General features: G+C 35.6%; 27 protein-coding genes and 2 tRNA genes. 25 read left to right on the plus strand and 4 right to left on the minus strand.

Annotated features, from left to right (window positions below; all coding sequences use genetic code 11):
- The first annotated feature begins 32 nt into the window (after nucleotides 1–32).
- From sdhA to D0S48_RS20240, 11 genes are all read left to right on the plus strand, one after another.
- Nucleotides 33–1793: a succinate dehydrogenase flavoprotein subunit gene (gene sdhA, locus D0S48_RS20190; protein ID WP_144535540.1), complete on the plus strand. Its 1761-nt coding sequence runs from the start codon at nucleotides 33–35 to the stop codon at nucleotides 1791–1793.
- A gap of 2 nt (nucleotides 1794–1795) precedes the next feature.
- Entirely contained in the window at nucleotides 1796–2572 is a 777-nt protein-coding gene (gene sdhB / locus D0S48_RS20195; protein ID WP_186318036.1) for a succinate dehydrogenase iron-sulfur subunit, read from the plus strand.
- 377 nt (nucleotides 2573–2949) lie between these two features.
- A complete protein-coding gene (locus D0S48_RS20200) occupies nucleotides 2950–3402 on the plus strand; it encodes an acyl-CoA thioesterase (RefSeq protein ID WP_144535541.1) in 453 nt (150 codons plus the stop codon).
- A 61-nt stretch (nucleotides 3403–3463) separates the two neighbouring features.
- Nucleotides 3464–3688, plus strand: coding sequence for a helix-turn-helix domain-containing protein (locus D0S48_RS20205; protein WP_225215939.1), 225 nt, complete (start codon nucleotides 3464–3466; stop codon nucleotides 3686–3688).
- Nucleotides 3689–3765: 77 nt separating this feature from the next.
- On the plus strand, nucleotides 3766–4224 hold the full coding sequence (locus D0S48_RS20210; protein ID WP_144535545.1) for a MarR family winged helix-turn-helix transcriptional regulator: 459 nt from the start codon (nucleotides 3766–3768) through the stop codon (nucleotides 4222–4224).
- A gap of 9 nt (nucleotides 4225–4233) precedes the next feature.
- Nucleotides 4234–5031: a glutamate racemase gene (gene racE, locus D0S48_RS20215; protein ID WP_144535547.1), complete on the plus strand. Its 798-nt coding sequence runs from the start codon at nucleotides 4234–4236 to the stop codon at nucleotides 5029–5031.
- A 65-nt stretch (nucleotides 5032–5096) separates the two neighbouring features.
- Nucleotides 5097–5858, plus strand: coding sequence for a ribonuclease PH (gene rph / locus D0S48_RS20220; RefSeq protein ID WP_151113597.1), 762 nt, complete (start codon nucleotides 5097–5099; stop codon nucleotides 5856–5858).
- The gene (locus D0S48_RS20225; RefSeq protein WP_144535551.1) at nucleotides 5855–6448 is read left to right on the plus strand and encodes an XTP/dITP diphosphatase; all 594 of its coding nucleotides are present in this window, start codon (nucleotides 5855–5857) and stop codon (nucleotides 6446–6448) included. Before rph ends, D0S48_RS20225 begins: the two co-directional genes overlap by 4 nt.
- Before the next feature lie 14 nt (nucleotides 6449–6462).
- Complete coding sequence (locus D0S48_RS20230; RefSeq protein ID WP_144535552.1) at nucleotides 6463–6969, plus strand: metallophosphoesterase family protein; 507 nt, start codon at nucleotides 6463–6465, stop codon at nucleotides 6967–6969.
- Between the two features lie 76 nt (nucleotides 6970–7045).
- Nucleotides 7046–7119: transfer RNA gene (locus tag D0S48_RS20235), tRNA-Arg, on the plus strand.
- Nucleotides 7120–7529: 410 nt separating this feature from the next.
- Complete coding sequence (locus D0S48_RS20240; RefSeq protein ID WP_144535553.1) at nucleotides 7530–7913, plus strand: VOC family protein; 384 nt, start codon at nucleotides 7530–7532, stop codon at nucleotides 7911–7913.
- 295 nt (nucleotides 7914–8208) lie between these two features.
- On the opposite strand, the gene D0S48_RS20245 is transcribed toward D0S48_RS20240, so the two are convergent.
- Nucleotides 8209–8691: a hypothetical protein gene (locus D0S48_RS20245; RefSeq protein WP_144535555.1), complete on the minus strand. Its 483-nt coding sequence runs from the start codon at nucleotides 8689–8691 to the stop codon at nucleotides 8209–8211.
- Nucleotides 8688–8894 carry a helix-turn-helix transcriptional regulator gene (locus D0S48_RS20250; RefSeq protein WP_144535557.1) on the minus strand — a complete coding sequence of 69 codons (207 nt, stop codon included), beginning with the start codon at nucleotides 8892–8894 and terminating at the stop codon, nucleotides 8688–8690. The genes D0S48_RS20245 and D0S48_RS20250 overlap by 4 nt, the downstream gene beginning before the upstream one ends.
- Before the next feature lie 301 nt (nucleotides 8895–9195).
- Between D0S48_RS20250 and D0S48_RS20255 the strand changes: the two genes are divergently transcribed.
- The 7 genes from D0S48_RS20255 (at nucleotide 9196) to D0S48_RS20285 (ending at nucleotide 14879) form a co-directional block, all read left to right on the plus strand.
- Nucleotides 9196–9528, plus strand: coding sequence for a hypothetical protein (locus D0S48_RS20255; RefSeq protein WP_144535559.1), 333 nt, complete (start codon nucleotides 9196–9198; stop codon nucleotides 9526–9528).
- A 39-nt stretch (nucleotides 9529–9567) separates the two neighbouring features.
- Nucleotides 9568–9900, plus strand: coding sequence for an antibiotic biosynthesis monooxygenase family protein (locus D0S48_RS20260; RefSeq protein ID WP_144535561.1), 333 nt, complete (start codon nucleotides 9568–9570; stop codon nucleotides 9898–9900).
- A gap of 153 nt (nucleotides 9901–10053) precedes the next feature.
- Nucleotides 10054–10596, plus strand: coding sequence for a hypothetical protein (locus D0S48_RS20265; protein ID WP_144535563.1), 543 nt, complete (start codon nucleotides 10054–10056; stop codon nucleotides 10594–10596).
- A 270-nt stretch (nucleotides 10597–10866) separates the two neighbouring features.
- Nucleotides 10867–12006 (plus strand): endospore germination permease, encoded by a 1140-nt coding sequence (locus D0S48_RS20270; RefSeq protein ID WP_144535565.1) that lies wholly within the window; start codon nucleotides 10867–10869, stop codon nucleotides 12004–12006.
- Complete coding sequence (locus D0S48_RS20275) at nucleotides 12006–13472, plus strand: spore germination protein (RefSeq protein ID WP_144535567.1); 1467 nt, start codon at nucleotides 12006–12008, stop codon at nucleotides 13470–13472. Before D0S48_RS20270 ends, D0S48_RS20275 begins: the two co-directional genes overlap by 1 nt.
- Nucleotides 13456–14604, plus strand: coding sequence for a Ger(x)C family spore germination protein (locus D0S48_RS20280; RefSeq protein WP_144535569.1), 1149 nt, complete (start codon nucleotides 13456–13458; stop codon nucleotides 14602–14604). The genes D0S48_RS20275 and D0S48_RS20280 overlap by 17 nt, the downstream gene beginning before the upstream one ends.
- 201 nt (nucleotides 14605–14805) lie before the next feature.
- Nucleotides 14806–14879, plus strand: a tRNA-Arg gene (locus D0S48_RS20285).
- Nucleotides 14880–15584: 705 nt separating this feature from the next.
- On the opposite strand, the gene D0S48_RS20290 is transcribed toward D0S48_RS20285, so the two are convergent.
- Together D0S48_RS20290 and D0S48_RS20295 are read right to left on the minus strand one after the other, a co-directional pair.
- Complete coding sequence (locus D0S48_RS20290; protein WP_144535571.1) at nucleotides 15585–16115, minus strand: GNAT family N-acetyltransferase; 531 nt, start codon at nucleotides 16113–16115, stop codon at nucleotides 15585–15587.
- Nucleotides 16116–16833: 718 nt separating this feature from the next.
- Nucleotides 16834–17772, minus strand: a complete 939-nt coding sequence (locus tag D0S48_RS20295) for an RNA polymerase sigma factor (protein WP_144535573.1) — start codon at nucleotides 17770–17772, stop codon at nucleotides 16834–16836.
- 514 nt (nucleotides 17773–18286) lie between these two features.
- Between D0S48_RS20295 and D0S48_RS20785 the strand changes: the two genes are divergently transcribed.
- The 7 genes from D0S48_RS20785 to D0S48_RS20325 all read left to right on the plus strand — a co-directional run bounded on the left by D0S48_RS20785 (nucleotide 18287) and on the right by D0S48_RS20325 (nucleotide 25019).
- The gene (locus tag D0S48_RS20785; protein WP_154310494.1) at nucleotides 18287–18445 is read left to right on the plus strand and encodes a hypothetical protein; all 159 of its coding nucleotides are present in this window, start codon (nucleotides 18287–18289) and stop codon (nucleotides 18443–18445) included.
- Nucleotides 18446–18913: 468 nt separating this feature from the next.
- Complete coding sequence (locus D0S48_RS20300) at nucleotides 18914–19051, plus strand: YfhE family protein (protein ID WP_144535575.1); 138 nt, start codon at nucleotides 18914–18916, stop codon at nucleotides 19049–19051.
- Between the two features lie 280 nt (nucleotides 19052–19331).
- A complete protein-coding gene (locus tag D0S48_RS20305) occupies nucleotides 19332–20885 on the plus strand; it encodes a phytoene desaturase family protein (protein WP_144535577.1) in 1554 nt (517 codons plus the stop codon).
- 77 nt (nucleotides 20886–20962) lie between these two features.
- Entirely contained in the window at nucleotides 20963–21850 is an 888-nt protein-coding gene (locus D0S48_RS20310) for a phytoene/squalene synthase family protein (protein WP_225321657.1), read from the plus strand.
- Nucleotides 21850–23352, plus strand: a complete 1503-nt coding sequence (locus tag D0S48_RS20315) for a phytoene desaturase family protein (RefSeq protein WP_144535579.1) — start codon at nucleotides 21850–21852, stop codon at nucleotides 23350–23352. The genes D0S48_RS20310 and D0S48_RS20315 overlap by 1 nt, the downstream gene beginning before the upstream one ends.
- A gap of 16 nt (nucleotides 23353–23368) precedes the next feature.
- Complete coding sequence (locus tag D0S48_RS20320) at nucleotides 23369–24493, plus strand: glycosyltransferase family 2 protein (protein ID WP_144535581.1); 1125 nt, start codon at nucleotides 23369–23371, stop codon at nucleotides 24491–24493.
- Between the two features lie 10 nt (nucleotides 24494–24503).
- The gene (locus D0S48_RS20325) at nucleotides 24504–25019 is read left to right on the plus strand and encodes a glycosyl-4,4'-diaponeurosporenoate acyltransferase CrtO family protein (protein ID WP_144535582.1); all 516 of its coding nucleotides are present in this window, start codon (nucleotides 24504–24506) and stop codon (nucleotides 25017–25019) included.
- Nucleotides 25020–25091: the final 72 nt, after the last annotated feature.

The following is a 25091-nucleotide window of genomic DNA, read 5'->3' on the forward strand; positions in this document are numbered from 1 at the left end:
TAAGCTACTATAAATTTAAGGAGTGAAATAGCATGGCAAAAAGTAAACTTATTGTTGTCGGCGGTGGATTAGCTGGCTTAATGGCAACAATGAAAGCTGCTGAAGAAGGCACACAAGTAGATCTATTCTCATTAGTTCCTGTTAAACGCTCACACTCTGTTTGTGCTCAAGGCGGTATTAACGGAGCTGTAAATACAAAAGGTGAAGGGGATTCACCTGCAGTGCATTTAGATGACACTGTATATGGTGGAGACTTTTTAGCAAACCAACCCCCAGTTAAGGCAATGGCTGATGCCGCTCCAGGAATCATCCATTTATTTGACCGTATGGGTGTTATGTTCAACCGTACTCCAGAGGGCTTATTGGACTTCCGTCGTTTTGGAGGAACTTTAATGCACCGTACAGCATTTGCTGGTGCAACAACTGGTCAACAATTACTTTATGCGCTTGATGAGCAAGTTCGTCGTTATGAAGTAGAAGGATTAGTAACGAAGTACGAAGGCTGGGAATTCCTGGGTATTATAAAAGACCATGAAGGTACTTGTCGCGGTATTAAAGCGCAAAACCTTAACTCATCTGAAATCCGTGCTTTCCGTGGAGATGCAGTAATCATGGCAACAGGTGGACCTGGGATCATCTTCGGTAAAACAACTAACTCTATTATTAATACAGGCTCTGCAGCAAGTATCGTATATCAACAAGGAGCTTACTATGCAAACGGGGAATTCATTCAAATTCACCCAACTGCAATCCCTGGAGATGATAAACTACGTCTGATGTCAGAATCAGCTCGTGGTGAGGGTGGACGTATTTGGACATACAAAGACGGCAAACCATGGTACTTCCTAGAAGAGAAATATCCTGCATATGGTAACCTAGTACCACGTGATATTGCGACTCGTGAAATCTTTGATGTTTGTGTAAACCAAAAATTAGGTATTAATGGTGAAAACATGGTTTATCTAGATCTTTCACATAAGGACCCACATGAATTAGACGTTAAACTTGGTGGAATTATTGAAATCTATGAGAAATTTACTGGGGACGATCCTCGTAAAGTTCCTATGAAAATTTTCCCAGCAGTTCACTATTCAATGGGTGGATTATGGGTAGATTACGATCAAATGACTAACATTCCTGGTCTATTCGCTGCTGGTGAATGTGACTATTCTCAACATGGAGCTAACCGTTTAGGAGCTAACTCATTACTTTCTGCTGTATTTGGAGGAAGCGTAGCTGGCCCTAATGCAGTTAAATACATGAAAGGCCTTGCAACTCATGCAGAAGACTTGGATGCTTCAATTTATGAAAATGAAGTAAAACTTGAGCAAGAGAAGTGGGATCAAACACTAGCTATGAAAGGTACAGAAAACGCTTACCTAATTCATAAAGAACTAGGCGAGTGGATGACCGATAACGTAACAGTAGTACGTTATAATGACAAGCTAGAAGAAACTGATAAGAAAATCCAAGAGTTAATGGAAAGATACGAAAATATTAACATGGATGATACGCAACGTTGGTCTAACCAAGGTGCCTCATTTACGCGTCAATTGAAAAATATGTTATACTTAGCACGTGTTATCACGTTAGGAGCACTTCAACGTAATGAAAGCCGTGGAGCACATTACAAACCTGATTTCCCAGAACGTAATGACGAAGAATTCATGAAAACTACTATGGCTAAGTTTGATCCAGCTACAGGGGCTCCAATCATTCATTATGAAGAAATTGATGTATCACTTGTTGCTCCTCGTAAACGTGATTACTCATCAACGAAAGGAGCAAACTAATTATGGTGACGGCAACTGAAACCAAAAAAGTTCAAATAGAAGTATACCGTCAAGATACTCCTGAATCTGATCCCTACTGGGAAAAATTCGAAGTTAATTGGCGTCCAAATATGAACGTAATTTCCGCTTTAATGGAAATTCGTCAAAGACCAGTGAACACAGATGGTAAAGCTACTACTCCAGTAACTTGGGACATGAACTGCTTAGAGGAAGTTTGTGGAGCATGTTCTATGGTTATTAACGGTCGTCCACGTCAATCTTGTTCAACACTTATTGACCAATTGACTCAACCGATCAAATTAGCACCTATGAGTACTTTCCCTGTTGTACGTGACCTTCAAGTAGATAGAAGCCGCATGTTCGATGCTTTGAAAAAAGTAAAAGCATGGGTTCCAATTGATGGTTCTTATGACCTTGGAGAGGGTCCACGTATGCCTGAACGTAAACGTCAATGGGCTTACGAATTATCTAAGTGTATGACTTGTGGTGTATGTTTAGAGGCTTGTCCAAACGTAAATGATAATGCTTCATTTATCGGGCCAGCACCACTATCACAAGTTCGCTTGTTCAATGCTCATCCAACTGGAGCTATGAATAAGGACGAGCGTTTGAATGCAATTATGGGAGACGGAGGCCTTGCAAACTGTGGTAACGCACAAAACTGTGTTGTTGCTTGTCCAAAAGGTATTCCACTTACAACTTCTATTGCTGCATTGAACCGTGATACTACAGTTCAAATGTTCAAAAACTTCTTCGGAAGCGACAATATGGTTGACTAATATAGATAGAAAAAGCCTAGAATTTAAGATTCTAGGCTTTTTCTTATGGGGAAAATCTTAGATTACCGTGAGTAATGAGCGGCGAGTTGTTTATGACCGGTTAGAAAAATTTATGACCGTTCGACGTAGGTTTATGACCGGATAGAAAAATTTATGACCGTTCGGCGCAGGTTTATGACCGGATAGAAAAATTTATGACCGTTCGCGAAATTTTATAACCGGATAGTACTATTTATGATTGGAGTAGCTAAATAGCTGTAACATTTTAAAATTTTTATTCTAAGCATTAGTTAGATTTTTAATTTTCTGATATAATTAAATGAATGGCTATTCATTTAATGGATATAGGCTAACTATTTTATAAAGGGGATTATAAGATGAGAGCAGCATACATAGAAAACTTAGAAGCATGGGAAAAGGAATTTTCATTTTACTCAGAGGTGAGTGTACGTTTTTCAGAAACGGATATGTACGGACATTTAAATAACACGGTTACCTTTGCATACTTCGAATACGCGCGTATTGAATACTTCAAAAATATAATGCTTATGAATGACTGGCTAAATCCTAAAGGCGATAAGATCCCAGTTGTAGCCGATTTACAATGCGATTACCAGAAGCAAGTCTTTTTTGATGAGAAGCTTCGGATCTATGTAAAAGCTAATTCCATTGGGGGATCATCAGTTGATATCCATTACATGGCAAAGAATGTAAAAGGGGAAATCGTATTCACAGGTAGAGGCTCTATCGTCCAAATTGATAAAAGAACTGGAAAAGCTGCAAAATGGACGGAAGAGGAAAGAGAAGTTTTTCAAAAGAGTATCAGCTAGCCGTCACCTACCATCCCCTTGCTACATACGTTAGTAGGAGAGTGGATAGGGGGCTATGGCATTGTACGATGGTAATCAGCAACGATCAATATTGACGAGCAGAGAGCGTCAAATATTTCAGTTATTAGTAGAAGATAATTCTACAAAAGACATTTCAATTCAGCTGTCTATTAGTGAAAAAACAGTTCGCAACCATATATCTAATACGATACAAAAATTAGGTGTATCAGGTAGATCACAAGCAATTGTTGAACTATTAAGACTTGGAGAATTATCATTGAATTGATTTGAATCCTTGCCATTTTCCTCAGAACAAGTCACAATAATAAGTAGGACGGATTGTTTTGAGGAGTGAAGTTATTAATGGCAGAAGAAAAAAATCAAGTTGAGTTAAATCACGAAGATGTTGCTTTTTTAGAAAAAGAGCTTCGGCATATATCAGGGATTATCAAACAGAGAGGGCGACAAATCCTTAATTCTTATACGATAACGCCTCCCCAATTTGTGGCACTTCAATGGCTTTTTGAAATTGGAGACATGACAATCGGGGATTTATCTAATAAAATGTATTTAGCTTTTAGTACCACAACGGATTTAATTGACCGTATGGAGAAGAGCGAATTGGTCCAGCGAGTAAGAGACGAGCAAGATCGTCGTGTCGTACGGATACATTTATTAAAAGAAGGCGAACGAATCATCGAAGAAGTAATTGACAAACGACAGCAGTATTTAAAAGACGTGCTAAAACAATTTGATCAAGACGAAGCAACAGCATTATCAACTTTATTAGCAAAATTACATCAAGAGATGAAAAAGAACTGAGGAATTGACGTGAAAGCCCCAATCGGTGTGATAGACTCTGGTGTGGGAGGTTTGACAGTTGCAAAAGAAATTATGCGACTACTTCCCAACGAAGAAATTATTTATATAGGTGATACAGCTAGATGTCCTTATGGACCTAGAACTGGCAGTGAAGTTCGTAAATTCACATGGCAAATGGCAATTGCCTTGTCTAAAATGAATATAAAAATGCTCGTGATAGCATGTAATACTGCGACAGCAGTGGCTCTTAATTCGCTAAGTAAAAAAATGCCATTTCCTGTAATTGGCGTTATTTTCCCAGGTGCAAGAGCAGCTATTAAGGCAACTAAAAAAAACGAAATCGTAGTCTTAGGTACAAGCGGTACTATTAAAAGTGGGGCGTATGAAGAGGCGATTGCTGCCTTAAATACATCAAGTAAGGTAATTCCCCTTGCTTGCCCTACTTTTGTGCCAATTGTAGAAAGTAATGAATATGAGGGAGATTTTGCTCACAAAATGGTTATAGAGGCTTTAGAGCCCTTAAAATCAGAGCATTTTGATACAGTAATCCTAGGTTGCACACACTATCCCTTACTACAAAAACATATCGAGAGTGTTGTTGGAAAGAACGTGCATGTTCTCTCCTCAGCCGAAGAAACTGCCCAGGATGTACTGGAGTACTTAGAGTATCATCATTTACAGAACCCTATTAAAGAAGCGAAGGAGCCGATTTTCTATACAACCGGATCTGTTCCTATCTTTAAAACAATTGTAGAAAAGTGGTTAGAAATGTCGAACGCAGATGTTAGAACAATTTCATTTAATTGACCCTGTTAGGAGAATCCTCAAATAGCGGGGTTTTCTTTTGCTCAGGTGAGAAAAAGGAGAAAAATATGATTAGATTTGATGGAAGAGAACCAAAACAGCTTAGAAATGTAACGATTGAAACAAATTATTTAATGCATCCAGAGGGCTCAGTATTGATAACGGTTGGTAATACAAAGGTAATTTGTAATGCAACAATAGAAGATCGAGTACCACCTTTTTTAAGAGGACAAGGCAAGGGCTGGATCACTGCAGAATATTCTATGCTGCCACGTGCAACAGAATCACGCACTCAGCGTGAATCATCCAAGGGGAAGGTTACAGGTCGTACAATGGAGATACAGCGTCTAATTGGACGAGCATTGCGCTCTGTAGTGGACCTTGAAGTAATAGGCGAAAAAACAATTTGGGTAGATTGTGATGTAATTCAAGCGGATGGTGGAACTAGAACTGCAAGTATAACTGGAGCATTCGTTGCTTTAACGATTGCATTAGGAAAACTCTATGAACAAAAGCAGCTGGCTAAGTTCCCGGTAGTAGAATTCTTAGCTGCAACAAGTGTAGGAATCGTCGATGAAATTGGTGTCGTTCTTGATTTGAATTATGTGGAAGACTCTTCAGCATCTGTTGATATGAATATTGTTCAAACTAGCGGCGGTGAGTACGTGGAATTACAAGGTACCGGAGAAGAAGCAACCTTCTCGAAAAAAGAACTATTAGAGCTTCTTGAATTTGGAGAAATAGGTATTCAACAATTAATGGATATCCAACGATCTGCATTAGGAGACCTTGCATCTAAAATTGGAGAGAAAGGATTGATAACCGAATGAAAAAAATTATTATTGCAACAAAAAATAAAGGAAAAGCAAAGGATTTTGAAGCATTATTCAACCCATTAGGGTATGAGGTTCTGACTTTACATGACGTTGCAGAGGACATGGATGTAGAAGAAACAGGAACTACATTTGAAGAAAATGCACTTTTAAAAGCTACTGCCTTGGCTGAACATTTACAGTCAATCGTCATTGCAGATGACAGTGGGCTGGAGGTAGACGCACTGGATGGGCGTCCAGGCATCTATTCTGCTCGTTATGCTGGGGAAGAGAAGAGCGACGAGGCAAACATTACAAAACTGCTAGAAGAGCTTAGAGACACAAAAGAATCCGAAAGAACAGCCCGCTTCGTTTGCGTGATTGCTGTAGCATCACCAACTATGGAACCTTTTACTGTTAGAGGAACATGCGAAGGTGCCATTGCTCAAGAGAGAAAAGGAAACAACGGTTTCGGATATGACCCTGTATTCTTTGTTCCATCCGAGAATAAAATGATGGCTGAGCTTTCAGCTGAAGAAAAAGGAGCAATTTCTCACCGAGGAAATGCTATCAAGCAATTACAATCCAAATTAACCGCTTTATTATAAGGTGGTGAATTTTCTTGAAAATATTAATTATGAGTGATACACATAAGGATACTGTAACGATGGAAGAGGTAATTCAAGTCCATCAAGATGAAGTACAAGCCATAATTCATTGTGGAGACAGTGAATTAGATGCCTCTTACTTTGAGGGGAAATCCATTTTCATTGTTGGAGGTAATTGTGATTACGATTCTAGCTTTCCCGAAGAGGAACTCATTACTTTGGACAATGAAAAGATTTTGGTGGTACATGGACATCGTCACCAAGTAAAATCTACAATATTGCCACTGAGTTACAGAGCGCAGGAAGTGGGCGCTACTGTAGTCTGTTTTGGCCATTCTCATATGCTAGGTGCAGAGTTACAAAACGGTATCCTGTTCGTCAATCCTGGAAGCCTACATAAGCCAAGGGGACGCAAAGAAAAAAGTTATGCTATCGTAGAAAAGAAAGAAAACCTTTGGCAAGTTCTATTCTTTTCTTCGGAACATAAACTGATTGAAAATGTTAATTTAAAAACTTCTTGAAATACCGTTGACATTTTTTTGTTATGATTATATAATAAATCTTGTCTTTCCTATCTGTGTGGTGGGGGAGTACTTGGTCTCAGTAGCTCAGCTGGATAGAGCAACGCCCTTCTAAGGCGTCGGTCGGGAGTTCGAATCTCTCCTGGGACGTAATTAATGTAATTGAATAGGTTTTAAAAATGATCAAACGCTTTAAAATGTTGTTTTACCAACATTTTAAAGCGTTTTTTCTATATATTTAACATTAGAGGATTTTATTATATTTTGAATACCAATACTACATATTTGTAACATATTCTATAGCCTCCGTCTGTATTAGAAGGGGAGTATCTAAAGATTTTTTCCTCCTTTTTAGTCATTTCTTTTAACACTAGAAAATAATAATTAAATGCGTTTCTACATCTTTATGACCAGCCTTTTCGGATACAAATTGTACAATCACTTCTCATAACAATGTAAGCAAAAAGCATAGCATTCAGGTATTGAATATCAAATTTACTAGCAGGATTGTTTAATAGTTATATAGAATTATTTGATATCATATCTTTGGAGGTGCTCACTTGTTTAAACCAATTGAAAATAGGATTGATACAATTTTTGTTCATGTGTCGGATTTAGAACGTTCAATAAAATGGTACAGTGAATTACTTGGGTTGCAAGTAAGAGAAGGGAATCATATAGGACCTGTATATACTTTAAATATGGGTGACAGACGCCCTGGAATAACCCTTGATAACCATATTTTTGAAGAAAATTATAAATTTATCCCATCAAATCAGCCACTCTTTAATCTTAGTGCTTCTGACATTAACGCAGCGTTTGCCCATGTCACTAAAATGGGTGCGGAGATAGTAACTGAAATTATTATTCATCCTGATTTAGAAGAGTTTTCCTTTAAAGATCCTGATGGCAATATCATAATGGTATGTACTTGTATCAGTTAAATACGAGCGAGTGCTTTGGTTAAGGTTATTTTAAATGTAAAGGTTTATTTATAGTAAAATTGCATGTTGACACCACCACTACATCTGATTAAATAAATTCACTTAATATGGATATTTAAGTAAAACAATGTAGATTTCATGGTGGTTTACTATTTAAACTAACGAGGCAGTTTTTGGCGAAATTTTCTTTTCATTTGTAAAAGAAATTGTAGAAGAGGATTTCCAATACTATAATGTTTTTTATTATGGAATATAATGGTAAAATTGCACTGAGTTTACCCTCAGTGCAATTTTTTTACTTATAATATTCTATACACCATGTAATAGCATAAGCAATGCTGGAAGCCACTATTGTTCCTGCAAATAAATATATAGGAAATGCAGGATGAAGATAAATGTGACTTGTGAAAAGTATCATAATTACCATTGCCGACATTACAGTCAGTGTAAAAGTAACATGAGAAGCCTTGGTTGCTTTATTGGTGATGATCAACTCCCGTTCATCAGCTTCTTGAAACTCTCCGAATTTCAAAAGGATGTCAGCCCGTTTTCTTGGTTTTAATTTTACAGACAGAATGGAGTGAAGCAACATTAACAAGATGCTGATTATAAATGGCCATAAACTAAATTTCACGTTAACTAAAAGTATTTCACCGTTTGCCAAACCCCGTTCAAATTCGTCCATTAACCAGATGTTTTCAAACGCAAATGCCACTGCATATGCAAATACGCTTATAACAATGATCTTGCTGATACTTTCAAATAAAACAATCTTCACTTGCCATCCCCCTTATAAAAGATTTTCTCAATCGGCTCCTGAAATACTTCAGATATATTCATTGCCAATAACAGCGAAGGGACATAGGTCCCTTTTTCCAGTGAGACAATGGTTTGACGTGTTACACCTACTTTTTCCGACAAGTCCTTTTGCGTAAGGTTGGATCTAGCCCTCAGTTCTTTTAATCGATTCTTGACCTCCATTTTTTCCCTCCCGCGATTCATTTCATTAAATGTAAAGTATACCGGACATAAAGTAAAGTATTTCTTACCTTGAAATGGATTTCAATTTAATTGCCAAGGTTTTCGACCACATCATTTCTGATAATTAGTAATGAACTATATATTTAGGGAATGAGTGATAAATAAATCAGTTGAGAATATTAAAAAGGATGAGTAGTGGTGAAATTAGGAAACAGGAGAGTTTTTTTAATTAATTGACTTATCGTATACATTTGTATACAATAACGTTAGTATACAAATGTATACGATTGGAGGTTCTTAAATGAAAAATGAATCCCATAGAGGTAGACGTGGTGGCCGTTGCGAAGAAGGAAATGAACAGGACGGTAAGCATGATTTAAGAAGAGGTGCCAAAACGTTTCGACGAGGTAGAGCTCTTGCCTTTTATGAAATGATGAATACCAAATCTACTTCTTTGAAGAAACAGTTAGAAACACCTGAATTGCAATCAATTAATCCAGTTTTAGTGGGTGAGTTGAAAGCGGTTGAGATGTTAATGGATGAGTTTGCACAGTTATTTGAATTAGTAGAAGTTGAAGAAAGTCAGGCGTCTGAGTCTGGTATAGAATCGCAGGATTTAGAAACAAAACAATAACTTTCAAATTTAATAGTAATATATCATGGAGGGATGACAATGTTCGTACAAATTCGCAAGTGGACAGTGACAGAAGGAAATTCAGATAAGGTGCTGGAGCGTTTCAAGAAAAAACCAGATCAAGGACCTTCTTTAATAGAGCAACGTGAAGGTTTTATCAGCCGTGAGCTGTTAGTGAAAAATGTTCGTCGCGGTGAGGAAGAAGTAGTGATGATTATACGCTGGGAATCTGAAGAAGCATGGAAGGCATGGGAGAAGAGCCCTGAGCATATTGCAGGACACAAAAATAAAATTAAAGAGCATGGTGGAAAACCACCTAAGCCTGAGTATGTGATCTCTACTGAGCATGGTAATTATTCAATAGTTGAATAAAATAGAATGTACACGAGCAAGTTGACTAAAATCAACTTGCTCTTTATGTTTGGATTATATTATGAAATAGACAACTAAAAGAAATATAAAAAATTTAGTACATGATAATATATAATTTAATTTACAATATAAACCAATAAAGGGAGTGGGAGAATGGGAGATATTTTTAAAATCCCTAAAAAAATGAGGGGTTTATTTTATGCTATTATTATTTCTATTTTAATATTGCTTGTAGGTTGCTCACAAGGGAATTTAATTTCTGCTGAACCAATTGATATTGGAGTGGTGGGTGAAGTGTCACTTCCTGAATACGATAATGTCACCTACACTTCTATCAGTGTAGAAGAAATATTGACGAATGATATTATAAAGGAAACATTTCAATTACTTGTAATTGGTGAGGATTATCTAGAGAGTGTATCAGAAAAAGAATATATTGATGCTTTTTATGAAAAGGAATTGACAGTCCTATTCATGAAGTCTGCTAAGGGACATATTCCTTTTATGGAGCCGGTCACACTTGATTTACCTAAAACCTATCATGATTACAATGATGGGCCAAGAAAAACAATAATAATAACAGAGTATAAAAAAGACTCTCCCCTGACTTATAAGTCTATGGACTATAGTGAAGAAACATTTATTAAAGAGGACTTTGAAAATATCTTCCGTCGTTTTTACAACGAAAATAGGTAAAGAACTTAGTTTGGTTTTTAAATTGAAGGGCGTATTCGGGATTCTATTCCGAGTACGTTCTTTTTTTAGTTAAAACATTAAGCAAAGCTGGCGTTCATTTCCATCAAGCATGAAATCAATAGCAAAGTGAATATGTGAGGAGTTAAATTGAACATTATTTAAGTCAGTTTGCTATAAAAAATTTAATTTGTAAATTTACATTTCATCCTTATAAACACTTCGAAAGTTGTCAAAACTGGTAAGTATTATAAAACGTTAGAAGGTATGAAAATGAAAAGAGTCGGACCGATTAGTATTATACATATTGTTGCCTTGTCAATGACCATGATTGGACTAAAAAATCATGTGACAATTTTACCTCCCATTTTAAAAATTGGAGGTAGAGATGGATGGATGTCCGTCATTTTAGCAACGATTATTATATTTGGGTGGATTTTTCTACTTTATTATGTTCATAAACAAATAGGTCAGCAAAAGTTAACCCAATGGTTAAAAGAAGCGATAGGTCCCAAAATGAGTACTCTATTTCGATATGTTGTAAGTATTTTCTTAATCGTATTGGCTGCAGTAACGATGCGAGAAGCTATTCAATGGATGAAAACAACATTTTTACCTACCACGTCAATTCTTGTTTTATTAATAATTTATATTGTTTTGTGCATCCTATTAGCTACTACTAACATTCAAACTATAGCAATCCTAAATGTTATTGTTTTATTTGGTGTATTAGTATTAGGTTTTTTTGTAGCATTCGTCAATATTCAAGTGAAAGATTATTCATTATTAAGGCCATTTTTGGAACATGGATGGGAGCCCGTGATTAAAGCGACTGTTTATCCTGCGGCCGGATTTGTAGAATTGGTACTGCTTCTATTTTTACAGCAGCATATGAAGGAAAAGATGAAATGGTATCATTTTGCCATAATATTGTTTTTGTTAATGGGTCTAACTTTGGGACCATTACTTGGCGCTATTACAGAGTTTGGACCAACAGAGGCAGGTAAGCAAATCTATCCAGCCTATGAAGAATGGGGTTTAGTGTCAATCGGTCAGTTTATCGAGCATTTAGACTTTTTTTCAATTTATCAATGGTTGACAGGAGCATTTATTCGAGTGGGACTTCTCCTATTCATTGCTATTGAGCTGCTTAATATAAAAAAAGTTAAGCATGTATGGTTTATCATTACTCCAGTGTTCATCGCAATATGCCTAGTTTTAACCATAATAAGTGACAATTTATTTCTTAACTTTAAAGGTAATTACTTTCTGATAATAACTTTCATATTCTTTTTTATAGTATCCATTTTCTTGTTTATCGTAGCTTTATTTAATAAAAACAAAAAGAAAAAGAAGAAGAAAAAGAAAAAGAAAAAGAAAAAGAAAAAACGTAGGGAAGTGAGTGAAGCATAGTGAAGCCGACAGAGGAAGCACTGGATCTTCAAACATACAAAAATCTATTTAAAAAGAATGCAGATGTAGATTTTCAATTGTATACTTATGGACAATATAAAGTTCATTTTATCACTTGTGACTCTATGGTAAATCTTCAGCTTTTGAATGAAGTCATTGTCCCAAGAGTTCAAGAGACATGTGCACAGGTAGAGCAAACACCGCTTGAGAAAACAATATTAGAGAAACTTCATATTCCTGAACTAAAAATACTAAACACGAAGGAAGAGGTTATTACAAAGCTGTTTAATGGTTATTTAATACTATTTTTTGAAGATGAAAATCTTACATTTTCAAGTAATATATCAAAGAAGCCCAACCGAAATCCAGAAGAGTCTAGAATGGAAGTACTTATTAAGGGACCAAGAGATAACTTTATAGAGGATATTTCGGTTAATATTGCTTTAATAAGAAAAAGACTACCAACCAATTCCTTAAGCGTAGAAAAAATGGAAATAGGCAGAAGGTCTAAGACAACTGTCGCCATACTCTATATGGAAGACATTGCCAGCAAGGAAATACTTCAGGATATTTTAAAGCAGTTAAATGAAATTGATGTAGATATTCTCTTTGGTGGAGAGTTATTAATGGAAAGAGTGAACAAGAGATCACTTGTATTTCCGAAAAATGATTATACAGGAAGGCCAGATTTTGCAATGCAAGCGTTAGTAAGGGGAAGGTTTCTTATATTAGTAGATGGAGTTTCCTATGTTGTTATTACTCCGGTAAATTTATTTTTGCTTTTAAAGGCTGGCGAGGATATAGAATATCCAGTTGCTTTTAGTACTGCAGAAAGGCTATTGAGAATAGTAGGTCTTATGGTAGGTGTAGCCTTGCCAGCTTTTTGGTTAGCGTTAACTACTTTCCACCAGGATCAAATGCCTTTTCAATTACTGGCAACAGTAGTCCAAAATAATACAGGCCTTCCGCTCCCTTCTGCTCTAGAGATGCTTATAATGTTAATCATGTTTGAGCTTTTTAGAGAAGCGGGACTACGATTACCAAGTGTAATAGGGGGAACCATTAGCGTAGTTGGAGGTATAATAGTTGGGGACGCTGCGATTAGGGCAGGTTTGACAAGTCCGGCAATGATTGTTGTTATTGCTATATCTACCATCGCTACTTTTACACTAGTCAATCAATCCCTTGTTACTGCCGTTAGTGTTGTACGAATCATTATGATTCTTATTACATCTTTTCTTGGCTTATTTGGATTTTTTGTCTCCTTATATCTTTTACTTCTTTACTTATCAAACATTAGAATATTCGGTGTGTCTTATATGAATATTGCCACAGATCTCAGCTGGGCAACCATTAAAAAATCTTTATTTAGACCACCGGCTACTGATTATAAGGACCGTCCAAATTCACTAGATCCGCAGGATTCTACTCGATTAGGGGGAGCAGAAGATGAAAAGAAGAATTAAACAATTTTGCATTATCTGTTGCCTTCTTCCTTTATTAACAAGCTGCTGGGACGCGGATGAGCCAAACAAAATACGATATATCTATGGGGTTGGTATAGATTACAAAGATGGAAAATATGAGATATATGCTCAAATTGTAGATTTTATTAATATTGCTAAAACGGATCAACCAATTCAGGATGCTATCCAAGCGGAAGTAGGCAGGGCTAAGGGTAACACCGTAGAAGAGGCTTTCTTTGAGTTATACCAATCCATGGATTTAAAGCTTTTTTGGGGACATATGACGTATTTAGTTTTTTCGGAAGAAGCATTAAAAGAAGGGCGAGCTAATACGATCATAAACTCTTTTTTACGATACCGAGAGATTAGATACCAAACGTGGATTTATGCAACGAAAGATTCTGTAGAGGATGTATTGTTGCTCGATCCATTATTCAATAATGCATTGACCAGACTTAAGCTTGCAGATCCGATGAACTCCTATCAGCAAGAGTCTTTTATAGAACCGATAGATTTTCGAAAACTAGTTATCCGTTTAAACGAACCTAGTCACGAAGTGAACATACCATATATAAAAATAGATGACAAATGGAATTCTAATAAAGAAAAAGATAAATTGCCAAAATTTGACGGTATTGGTATTCTTACACCAAAGGATCTTAAAGGATTTGTAACAGGGGATAAAATTAATGGTCTACAATGGATGTCCAAGGAAACAAAAAGAGGTGAAATCACAGTTCCTCGGGAAGATGAATTTGTTACAATTGTAATAGATAATCTGAAAATAGATGTAGAGCCAAAAATACAAGGGGAAGAAGTAAAATTTGATATTAAACTAAATATGAACGCTTTATTAAGTGGTTTTGAAGGTACAATAACAGAGAAGGAGGTACGTTCTTTTGTTAAGAAGCAAATAAAAAAAGAAGTTGAAGAAACTTATCTAGAAGGATTAGATATAGATGTGGATATATATCGATTATCAGAATATATGTATCGAAAAGATCTAGAGGCTTGGAAAAAGGTCCAAAAGGATGGAAAAGTACCGTTAACAGAGAACTCGATTAGTAATCTTACCGTAGATGTCAATAAGGTATACTCAGGTAGAAAATCATTCAGAGAAACTGTCGAATAGATTAATGATTATTTGATTAGGTGCAGAATCTCAGCAGGGAATTTTACAATATTTTAGAGGTAGTGCGATATAGAGTAAGGATAAAGTTGAGTTCCTTTCCAATTATTTTATAAAAAAAATTGAATTCCTATTGACTTTATCCTATTATTATTAGATAATATATATTGTCTTTCCAATATTTTATTAAGGAAAGAAAATATTGTCTCAGTAGCTCAGCTGGATAGAGCAACGCCCTTCTAAGGCGTCGGTCGGGAGTTCGAATCTCTCCTGGGACGTACAGTTAAACACAATTCAAGCTTTGATGTGACAGGGCTTGATACAGATAAAGGATGCTAACACAGATTATACCACTGTGAAAGTATCCTTTTTTTGTCCCTACACTGATTCTTCCCTCTTAAATATATGGAGGAATCAGTGTGACAAAGACAAACAGTATTTTTGAAGTAAGCACAAAAATTAGCTTATTTCAACTCGCAGTAAAGCAACAACCCATTAAAAAACAAGGTAACACTTAGAGAGGTAATGGAGATCTTGTAGTAGCAAATGCAGTTAAGTGGATTTAGAGAAAGAACAATTACAGACTACAATGGATACATAAAACTGATTAGAGATTACAAAAGTAGATTTTAAAAAGGATATTACAGCAGATACAGTGTAATTGTGGTTGAATCCCATAAGGGTATCCAATCAAACAAAGCTTACACACGACTAAAACATCTAAAAGCTATCTAAGGTTAACATTGGTGGAATAAGTCTAAGTTTTAGTAGAACATAATTGCATGATAGATAAAAATAATGTAGTAATCCACACCTATGCAGGTATTGATAATTGGATGAAAATTTTAAAAACATTGTAGTGTTAAGGCGTATTAGAACCAAACTGTGAAGTAACTTAGGATAGAAAATAAGGGCACCTAATAGGACAACAATATGAGAAAAAAACCTATATCTCGAGAGATATAGGTAAGAAAAATTTAACTTCAATCCGTTTTTAATAGTGAATAAATATTGATGTCTATTAAGTTTCCTTTTGATTTTTCGTATTGTCTTAATGTTCCTTCAAATGTGAAATTTAATTTTTTTAAAACGTTAATTGAATTTACATTTGCAGGTTCTATTTTGGCTTCAATTCTATTTATTTTTAATGTTTCTAGAGCATAATTAATCAACGTGTAAATAGCCTCTGTAGCATATCCCTTGCCCCAATAGGTTTTAGCAATTTCATAACCTATTTCGGCCTTCTCATTTTCAAAGTCTATCGAATTTAAACCACACGTGCCAATTATTTCACTGGATTCTTTTTCAATTATACAGAAACGAATAGCTTTGCTAGATTGAGCCAATTCCTTAAACATTTCAATTATTTCTTCTGCTTGAACTTCGTGTGTAAAGCTAGAGATGTTCATGAATTTAGTAACATCTGGGTCAGACCAAATTTTAAATAAGCTAGGTGAATCTGATGTTTCCATTTTCCTTAAATGTAATCTTTGAGTTTGTAGTTCATTTATCAATACTTTTACCTCCAATTTTTTAATCAGTTGGATGAAAAATATTGCCATCTGCGCATAGTTCAGTCCCTTCGAGTTTAGTTTTATTATACATTGAGTCAACAATTAAAGGAACTTTAAAATAGAAAATCACAGCTTTTGCGGGCACTAGGCCCTAGAATTTTAGGGTGTCCTTAAAAAGGTAAGGGTTAAAGAATGATGATACAAAGTTCGTAACATAGCGTCGCAAATTAGTGTTCAAATTGCCGATTATTGATATTTTTCGAGTGTATGTATTCTAAGGTACTACGCGCCGTCAGGTTATACACAATCAAAGACAAACAGTATTTTTGAAGTAAGCACAGAAATTAGCTTATTTCTACAAGGAAGTAAGGCAACAACCCATTAAAAAACAAGGTAACACTTAGAGATGTAATGGAGATCTTTTCGCAGCAAAATGAAAGAAGTGGATTTAGAGAAAGAACTATTACAGACTACAATGGATACATAAAACTGTTTAGAGATTACAAGAGTAGATTTTAAAGTGGATATTACAACAGATACAATGTAATTGTAGATAATAATTATGGAGTAATCCACACCTATACCAGGGGGGATTATTGGGCAAAAATTTTAAAAACATTGTAGTGAAAAGGCGTATTAGAAACAAATTGTTAAGTAGAAAAGTTGAGAGCAGTGCAAAGGACACAATAAAAGGGACAACAATTGTCATCCCTAAAACTCAACTCCAATCTACCGGTGGTTTTACTAACTGCGCCTTCATTCCAAGCTCTTCAGCGGCAGCTAAAATAAATTCTTTTCTGAAGAAATAACTTTTATGGCTTACTATTTTTCCGTTTTCAATTTCTTGCTGCTGAATGTCGTGAATTTCAGCATTATCGTCTTCAGAAGTTAACACAACAATAACTGGTTTACCCCACAGATAAATTTCACGTGCTGTGTGACCAGGCAAACCAAATTTTAAAGAACCTTTCAACATTTCATCTTTAGAAAATTCCTGGAATCCAAAGAAGGCTTCGTTTTGTGCTTGTTCACTAAATAGTCTTAACATACGTTTTAAATCTCCATTATTAAAGGCTTCTAAGTATGCTTGGATGGTTACGTTATGACTTTGTGTGGCTATTTTAGTTTTTGCTTTAGAGAAATCCAAAGAATCTATTTTTCTTCTCGCTCTTTGAACAGAGGAATATACACCACCTGGAGTGCTTTTGACAATCCCAGCTACTTCATCTGCATTAAACTGGAAAATATCCAACAATAGAAACGCTGCTGTTTGTTTAATAGTCAAATTCGACTCCAATGATATTAGAATTTCTTCCAATAATAAACGATCCGAAAAATCAGTGTTTTTCTCAGGTACTTCATCTAAAGTTCCTATTTCCCGTTTAAGTTTTCTACACTGATCGAGCCAAGTGTTTGTTGCAACTTTGAATAGATAGTATTTTTTGTTAGTAATCTCACTCCAACGTTGTGGGAGTAATCCAAAGGATTTAATCATAGTCTCTTGATAAAGATCCTCGCCATCCCAAGGAGAACCGGTAACATATTTACAATAATTCCAAAGGTCTGCTGAGTATTCAGAAACTATCTCTTCAAATTCATCTCTTAATTTTCGAGCTTCATCCACAAATATTTTGTTAATGTTTTTGCTTTCTTCCATATAGCTACCCTCCTAATGTTCTTCAATTAATAGACGTTTGAGAATAGAAAAATTATACGACTTAATATAAATAATTTAAAGATGATGCGAGAATAGTGAGACTATCTACTAAACCGTTCGTAGAGGTTACATTGCATTTGATAGTTGATCATCAATCCTTCGTAACACTTAGAAAAGTAATATTAAAGTCAAATTTAGGAGATAAAATTTGTAATAGTTTAAGGAAGTTTTAAAAGAAGTTGGACTTACCCATTGAATAAACGAATAAGTACAAATTACTTACATAAAACAATCATCTTGCAAGATAGGTAATTAAAATTATAACTGAACTAAAGAAAGCGAGTGCATGGTGAATATACCAACCTAAGTATATTTATATAAGGTGCTTACAGGTTATAGTTTTCTTTTTTTAGTTAAAATTAAAAATATTCTAAAAATAAAAAAGGGTTTTAACGAATAATGTAGAAATTAGAAGTGTAAGACAAAATATCAAGGAAATGGAAGTGTTTAATTCGTGAAAAAGAAAAAATCGATGTTTTCAATTTTAGGTGTTTTATTAGTTTTGAGTTTATCGTTTGGAACAAGTGCTAGCGCACAAGTACCTGCACCGGAAGCTGGCGGCGGTACTCCTATAAAATGCATTCCAGGTAAACCTTGCCCTATTGGACCGTAATGGTTTATTACAGAACACCAAATTCTATCAAAATAGAATTGGTGTTTTTTTTATGTCTTAAAAAGTACAACCTCTCGATATTTTATTGGTAAAGAAAGTTCTATTGGAGATTAATCTTTTATTTTCTAGACCAACTAATTCCATTTCGTGTGATTGGTTTATATTCTTTGTTTTAGAAAAAAATTCAGTAAAGACTATATTTTTAAAAGACCAACTTTTTAACTTATGTTTACAAAAATTCTCCGTAATTATATATCTATGTCTTATTTGAAGTTTCTTGGCGAAGTTGTCTAAGCTCTCGTAACACTTAATATACACTTCTGGAGATGGTTTTTCTATTTAGGAAACTTAATCCACCTTTAAGATAAATGAATGTGTATTACACCTTTTTTATTTGCCTCATATTATTTGTATATCTATCTTTCCATAAGAACAACATAATATGAATACTTAGAAAGGAGTGTTTAAATGCCAGATCGTAAGCCGCCACATGAGCAACTGACCGTAAAAGACAATGGATTGACTTCAACTCAAGAGGTTTTGTACCAGCAAGAATTTAAAAAGGCTGATAAAGCTACATCAAAAAATGATCAACAGAAAAGGTAAGATAACTTACTTTTATAAAAACACCATGCTTTTAAAAAGCGTGGTGTTTTTTGTCTTCTTGAAAATATTTTATTTTCCTGACACGATAAATTAATAATTCGTATATAATGTTTGTATAACTTATTTTAAAATAACCTTATACAAAAGGTTTGACTTTTGTATAAGGTTTGTGAATAATTAAATAAAATAACCAAACATCCAAACATCCAAACATCCAAACATCCAAACATCCAAGCTAAAAGTATAGACAGGTTAAAAGAAAAGAGAAGGAGAATGTACAATGCCAAAAAGTAAAAAGAAAGTCGTGGTAATAGGAGCAGGTGTTGCTGGATTAGCGAGTGCTATTCGTCTCCAGCATGCAGGATATGAAGTAGAGCTATATGAAAAGGAGGCATTACCTGGAGGGAAAATGCACCGAATAGACATGAATGGTTATCAATTTGATCTGGGACCAAGTATTGTCATGATGCCTGAGCTATACCGAGAAGTGTTTGAACTAACTGGAAGAGATCCCGACGATTACATACCTATGCAAAAAGTAGACCCAATGTATTCTACATACTTTGGATCAAAAGCAGAGGAAAAATATGATATTTCTTCTGATTTGATTGAGTTGATGAAAACGTTGGAAAATATTTCTGAGGAAGATTCGAAGGGATTTTTAAAATATTTACAGGAAATATACCAGCGTTATCTTGTAGCAAAAAACCATTTTCTTCAACGACCTTTTCGAAATTTTACGGATTTTTATAATCCAAAAACGATTCGACAAATGTTTAAGCTAAAAACGTTTGATAGTGCAGACCATTTTATTGGGAAATACGTAAAAAATGAGCGTATTAAACAAATTCTTAGCTTTCAAACTTTATACATAGGAGTGTCACCTTACAATGGACCTTCTTTGTATACTATTATTCCAATGATTGAAATGCTCTACGGAGTTTGGTTTATCAAGGGTGGAATGTATACAATGGCTTCTTCGATGGAGCGTTTGTTCAAGGAATTAGGTGGCAAAGTTTACTACAATGCATCTGTAGATGAGGTGCTTATAAAAGAACAAAAAGCTTATGGTATTCGCGTCAATGGAAAAGAAATTCTAGCTGATTACGTTATGTGCAATGCAGACTTTCCTTACGCTATGAAGAATTTAGTGAAGGATACTAAAGCGAAGGGAAAATATACAGATAAAAAAATCGATAGTATGAAATACTCGTGTTCGTGCTTTGTTATGTACTTAGGAATGGATCGAAAATACGAGGAATTAGACAATGTACACAATTTCTTTATAGCCGATGAGCTAGAAAAGAACTTAAACGATATTTTTGATGGTAACAAGCTAGAACAGCCTTCTTTCTATGTATACGTTGGCTCTAAATTAGACCCAAGTCTGGCACCAGAAGGAAAGGATGGTCTATATATCCTTGTTCCAGTTTCTGAGCTATCTTCCTCGAAATATGAATGGACCGATGAGACGGTTCAATATTATCAAAATAAAGTAATGCAGTCATTAAAGAATGTTAAAGGATTCGAAAATATTGAAGAAGAAATAGTCGCAGAAACTTATATGACTCCTAGGGATTTTGAGTCTAAGTTCAATGCTTATAATGGTGCTTGCTTTGGGCTACAACCAACTCTTACACAAAGTAATCACATGAGACCGCAGAGCAAAGCAAAAAACTGTGAGAATCTGTACTTTACTGGAAGTAGTACTCATCCGGGTGCAGGAGTGCCGATTGTATTACTATCTGCAAAAATTGCTACTGAAGAGTTACTTTTAGATGATGGAATTAAAGAAAAAAATGAAGTTGGTTTACCAGAACTTGTGACGAATTAAAAGATTCTCTTTATATAAAAATAGAGTGAATACTTGATAGTTTTCAAATTTCGAAAAGATAGAAGGAGGCGAAAGATTTGGTTGCAAAAAGGGTCTCACCTATAGAAGATTCCTATCGTTATTGTGAAGAAATGATTAAACGTAACTCGAAAAGTTTTTACTTTGCGTTTAAACAATTGCCAAAGGAGAAAGCAAATGCAGTATTTGCAATCTATACTTTTTGTAGGAAGGCTGATGACAGTGTCGACGAAAACAATACAAAGGTTACCCAGAAGGTAGCATTAGATCAGTTAGAGGCAGAGTTACGATTATTCGAGCAAGGCAAGGAAATCGACCATCCGGTGTGGCTAGCGCTTCGGGATGTATTTAACCGATACAATATGGATATAGCGCCTTTCTATGATCAATTGAAGGGGCAAAGAATGGATATTGATTTTAAAGAGCCAAAAACCCTTTTAGAACTAGAGAATTATAGCTATTATGTTGCTGGAACAGTTGGGTTAATGCTTTTACCTATAATTGCTGAGGATTCAACATTAGATTTACGGGAGCAGTCTATCAGTCTTGGAATAGCTATGCAAATTACTAACATTCTTCGTGATATCGGGGAAGATTACAGTAGGAAGAACCGAATTTATCTACCAGAATCTTTATTGAAATCAGAGTTATATAGTGAGTATGATTTGAAAAACGCAAAAATAAACATCCAATTCATTCGAATTTGGGAGTTATTAGCTCATCGTGCAGAAGAATTATATGATCATTTCTATGAATCAATCTTTTACTTTGATGAGGATAGCCGTTTTCAGGTGCTACTTGCTGCTAGAATCTATCGTGGCATATTAAATACAATCCGTAAAAATGATTATGACTGTTTTCACACTAGAAATTTTGTATCCCCTCTAGAAATGAAAAAAATTCATCAAGCAACTTGCTTTGATATGAAAGGGCAGGTGTCATCTTAATGAGCAAAAGTAAAAAAACTGTAGTTGTAGTCGGAGGTGGTCTAGGGGGTTTATCTGTAGCTATTTCTCTTGCTCAAAACGGTTATTCCGTTTCCCTTTATGAGAAGAACAAACATTTAGGAGGCAAACTGAATCGGTTGGAGCAGGAGGGATTCGGGTTTGATTTAGGCCCATCCATTCTCACTATGCCACATATCTTTGAAAGAATATTTAAGCGCAGCAACCGCGAAATGTCAGATTACATTTCTGCCTATAGATTAGAGCATGAATGGCGGTCTTTTTTTACAGATGGAACAACAATTGACCTTTACGGAGACCTTGAAAAAATGGCACAAGAAAACCTGAACCTCTCAGCAAAGGATATGAGGGAATACCAAGAATTTCTACATTACGCTAAAAAGATTTATGATGTGACAGAAGAAGGGTATCTTGGAAAAGGATTGGACAGTACAATGGATGTGTTTCGGCAGCATGGTTTTATAGAGTCACTAAGAGGCTTTGATTATTTTTCGACTATGTATGATGCTATAAAGAAAAGAGTGAGCAACCCTAATTTACGTACGATGCTTTCTTATTTCATCAAATATGTTGGTTCCTCCCCATATGATGCACCAGCTGTGTTAAATATGATGATTTACATGCAGCATGCACAGGGTGTTTGGTATGTTCCGGGAGGTATGCATGGAATTGCAAGTGGAATGGTGAAGCTTGGGAAGGAGCTTGGTGTATCCTTCCATACTGGAGAAGAAGTAAAGCGTTTACATAGAGATGGAGCTAAACGAATTGCTGCAGCAGAGCTAGCGGATGGTAAAAAGGTAACAGCAGATTATTTTATCTCTAATATGGAGGTCATTCCTGCATATGAAAAATTATTGGAGGAAGAGCCAAAGTATATAGAGAAGCTAGAAAAGAAATTTGAGCCCTCCAGCTCGGGGTTAGTGTTGCATCTAGGTGTGAATAAATTATATCCACAGCTTGCCCATCATAACTTTTTCTTTTCCGATAACTTAAAGGAGCAAATGGATCAAGTCTTCCATCGTTATGAGCTGCCTCAGGATCCAACAATATACTTAGTGAATACAAACAAGACTGATCCGAATCAGGCTCCAAAGGGTCATGAAAACATTAAAATATTGCCTCATATTCCATATCTCCAGGACCAGCCATTTACTGAAGAAGATTACATGGCTTTAAGAGAACGTGTGCTCATTAAACTAGAAAATATGGGATTAGAAGGCCTTCGGCAGCATATTGTCACTGAAGATATGTGGACCCCACATGATATAGAGCGAACGTATTATTCACATCGTGGCTCTATTTACGGGACGGTTTCCTCTAAAAAGAAAAATCACGGGTTTAAAAATGCAAAGCATAGTGAGCTATATGACAATTTGTACTTTGTTGGAGGTACTGTCAATCCGGGTGGGGGAATGCCAATGGTTACACTTAGCGGTCAGCAGGTTAGTGAGATGATTTTGGAGAGAGACAGAAAAGAGTCATAAGGAAGAGGTGGGGCTAATGATAGACGTACTGTTCATAATTGCATTAGCAATAATCATTATGGCTATAGTGTGTGGTTTTCTTATGCTATGGAAAATCCCTCTCTCGGGACAAACGGGCAAAGAGCTATCTGGACAGCCTTCTATATCTGTGATAATCCCAGCAAGAAATGAGGAGGGGCGATTACAGCCATTGCTCGAGTCCTTACAAATACAATCACTTATCCCAAAGGAGATTATAGTAGTCGATGATGAATCTACAGATAAAACTGTACAAATTGCAAAAAAGTTTGGGGCTATAGTTAAACAAACTAATGAAAATTACCAAAGATGGAAAGGAAAATCCGCAGCTTGCTGGATAGGTTCTGAGGCAACTACTGGTGAATGGTTATTATTTTTAGATGCAGATGTAAGGTTGGAACATAAGGATAGTTTGAAATCTTTGGCTATAAGTTTTCAGGCGCAAGGCACTAGAGGGATTTTATCCATTCAGCCTTATCACAAGGTCCATAAACTTTATGAAAACTTTTCGGCTATCTTCAATATTATGGTGATGGCAGGTATGAATCTATTTACTTTTTGGAGTAATCGATTACAAGGTGCAGGAGCATTTGGTCCATGTATTTTGACTACAAGAGCGGATTATATGGAATCAGGCGGACATTTTGTGGTAGGAGAAGCAATAATGGATGATTTTGTGCTTGCGAAAGCATTTAGAAAAATTGGTCTCCCAGTTCATTGTCTGGGGGGAAGGGGTGTACTTCATTTTCAAATGTATCCAGAAGGCATGAAGTCACTTGTAGAAGGCTGGTCAAAGAATTTTGGAACAGCTTCCCAGTCAACCCATCCGTTTGTTATGACACTTATTAGCATATGGATGAGTGGAGGATTCCTTCCATTAGCTTTGTTTTTAACGGCTGCTTGTGTTAATTCTCTAACATGGATTTTCATAGCTCTAATTTGCTATGTTGGATTCATGACTCAAGCTTATTATCTCGCTAGTCGGACGGGTAATTTTCAGTTTTATATGTTTATCTTTTATCCTATTCTATTCTTCTTTTTTACTGGTGTTTTTATGTGGTCCCTATTTCGAACTAAGGTGTTACGTGCAGTCACATGGAAGGGTAGAAAAATCAGATTGTAGGGGTGGTTGATTGCAAATAATACATCTCCCTATATTTTGGACTATTTTAATAGATATTGGAGCATGGGCATTTTTTCATATTGTGATTTCGCTTTCCATGGCAATAATTCCTGTTCATTTTTTTGAAAAAGAAAATTCTTTATATAAATTAAGGAAATGGGAAAAATCAGGTGAATTATGGGAACGACTTTTTAGTGTAAGGCTGTGGAAGCATTTAATCCCTGATGGAACAAAGGTAATACGAAAGGGATTTGAAAAGAACATCCTGGCTAGCAACGATAAACGTTATCTTAAACTTTTTGTTATTGAGACTAAAAGAGCAGAGTTGACCCATTGGGTTTCAATCTTGCCGGCCGGCCTATTTTTCCTTTGGAATCCTGCATGGGCAGGCTGGATTATGGTAGCATATGCTCTTTTGTTTAACTTACCAATTATTATAGTTCAACGGTATAATCGTCCTCGTATAGAAAGGTTTCTGTCTAGAAAGAGAAAAACTAGAGTTACTAAAGAGGTTGTCTTAAAGTAGGCTTTAATTCTTTAGATTTCCTATATAAAGAAAAGACCTATCACTAGTACAATCAAGTGATAGGTCTGTTTA

The sequence above is a fragment of the Psychrobacillus sp. AK 1817 genome (genome assembly GCF_008807035.1).
Taxonomy (GTDB): Bacteria; Bacillota; Bacilli; order Bacillales_A; family Planococcaceae; genus Psychrobacillus; species Psychrobacillus faecigallinarum.

Bases quoted from the DNA above. Each gene is read 5' to 3' on its own strand.
- D0S48_RS20260 (WP_144535561.1), top strand. From the start codon at position 9,568: ATGTTCGTACAAATTCGCAAGTGGACAGTGACAGAAGGAAATTCAGAT.
- D0S48_RS20270 (WP_144535565.1), top strand. From the start codon at position 10,867: ATGAAAAGAGTCGGACCGATTAGTATTATACATATTGTTGCCTTGTCA.
- D0S48_RS20280 (WP_144535569.1), top strand. From the start codon at position 13,456: ATGAAAAGAAGAATTAAACAATTTTGCATTATCTGTTGCCTTCTTCCT.
- D0S48_RS20250 (WP_144535557.1), bottom strand. From the start codon at position 8,894: ATGGAGGTCAAGAATCGATTAAAAGAACTGAGGGCTAGATCCAACCTT.
- D0S48_RS20255 (WP_144535559.1), top strand. From the start codon at position 9,196: ATGAAAAATGAATCCCATAGAGGTAGACGTGGTGGCCGTTGCGAAGAA.
- sdhB (WP_186318036.1), top strand. From the start codon at position 1,796: ATGGTGACGGCAACTGAAACCAAAAAAGTTCAAATAGAAGTATACCGT.
- sdhA (WP_144535540.1), top strand. From the start codon at position 33: ATGGCAAAAAGTAAACTTATTGTTGTCGGCGGTGGATTAGCTGGCTTA.
- D0S48_RS20200 (WP_144535541.1), top strand. From the start codon at position 2,950: ATGAGAGCAGCATACATAGAAAACTTAGAAGCATGGGAAAAGGAATTT.
- D0S48_RS20210 (WP_144535545.1), top strand. From the start codon at position 3,766: ATGGCAGAAGAAAAAAATCAAGTTGAGTTAAATCACGAAGATGTTGCT.
- D0S48_RS20300 (WP_144535575.1), top strand. From the start codon at position 18,914: ATGCCAGATCGTAAGCCGCCACATGAGCAACTGACCGTAAAAGACAAT.
- D0S48_RS20295 (WP_144535573.1), bottom strand. From the start codon at position 17,772: ATGGAAGAAAGCAAAAACATTAACAAAATATTTGTGGATGAAGCTCGA.
- D0S48_RS20225 (WP_144535551.1), top strand. From the start codon at position 5,855: ATGAAAAAAATTATTATTGCAACAAAAAATAAAGGAAAAGCAAAGGAT.
- D0S48_RS20315 (WP_144535579.1), top strand. From the start codon at position 21,850: ATGAGCAAAAGTAAAAAAACTGTAGTTGTAGTCGGAGGTGGTCTAGGG.
- D0S48_RS20320 (WP_144535581.1), top strand. From the start codon at position 23,369: ATGATAGACGTACTGTTCATAATTGCATTAGCAATAATCATTATGGCT.
- D0S48_RS20305 (WP_144535577.1), top strand. From the start codon at position 19,332: ATGCCAAAAAGTAAAAAGAAAGTCGTGGTAATAGGAGCAGGTGTTGCT.
- rph (WP_151113597.1), top strand. From the start codon at position 5,097: ATGATTAGATTTGATGGAAGAGAACCAAAACAGCTTAGAAATGTAACG.
- D0S48_RS20265 (WP_144535563.1), top strand. From the start codon at position 10,054: ATGGGAGATATTTTTAAAATCCCTAAAAAAATGAGGGGTTTATTTTAT.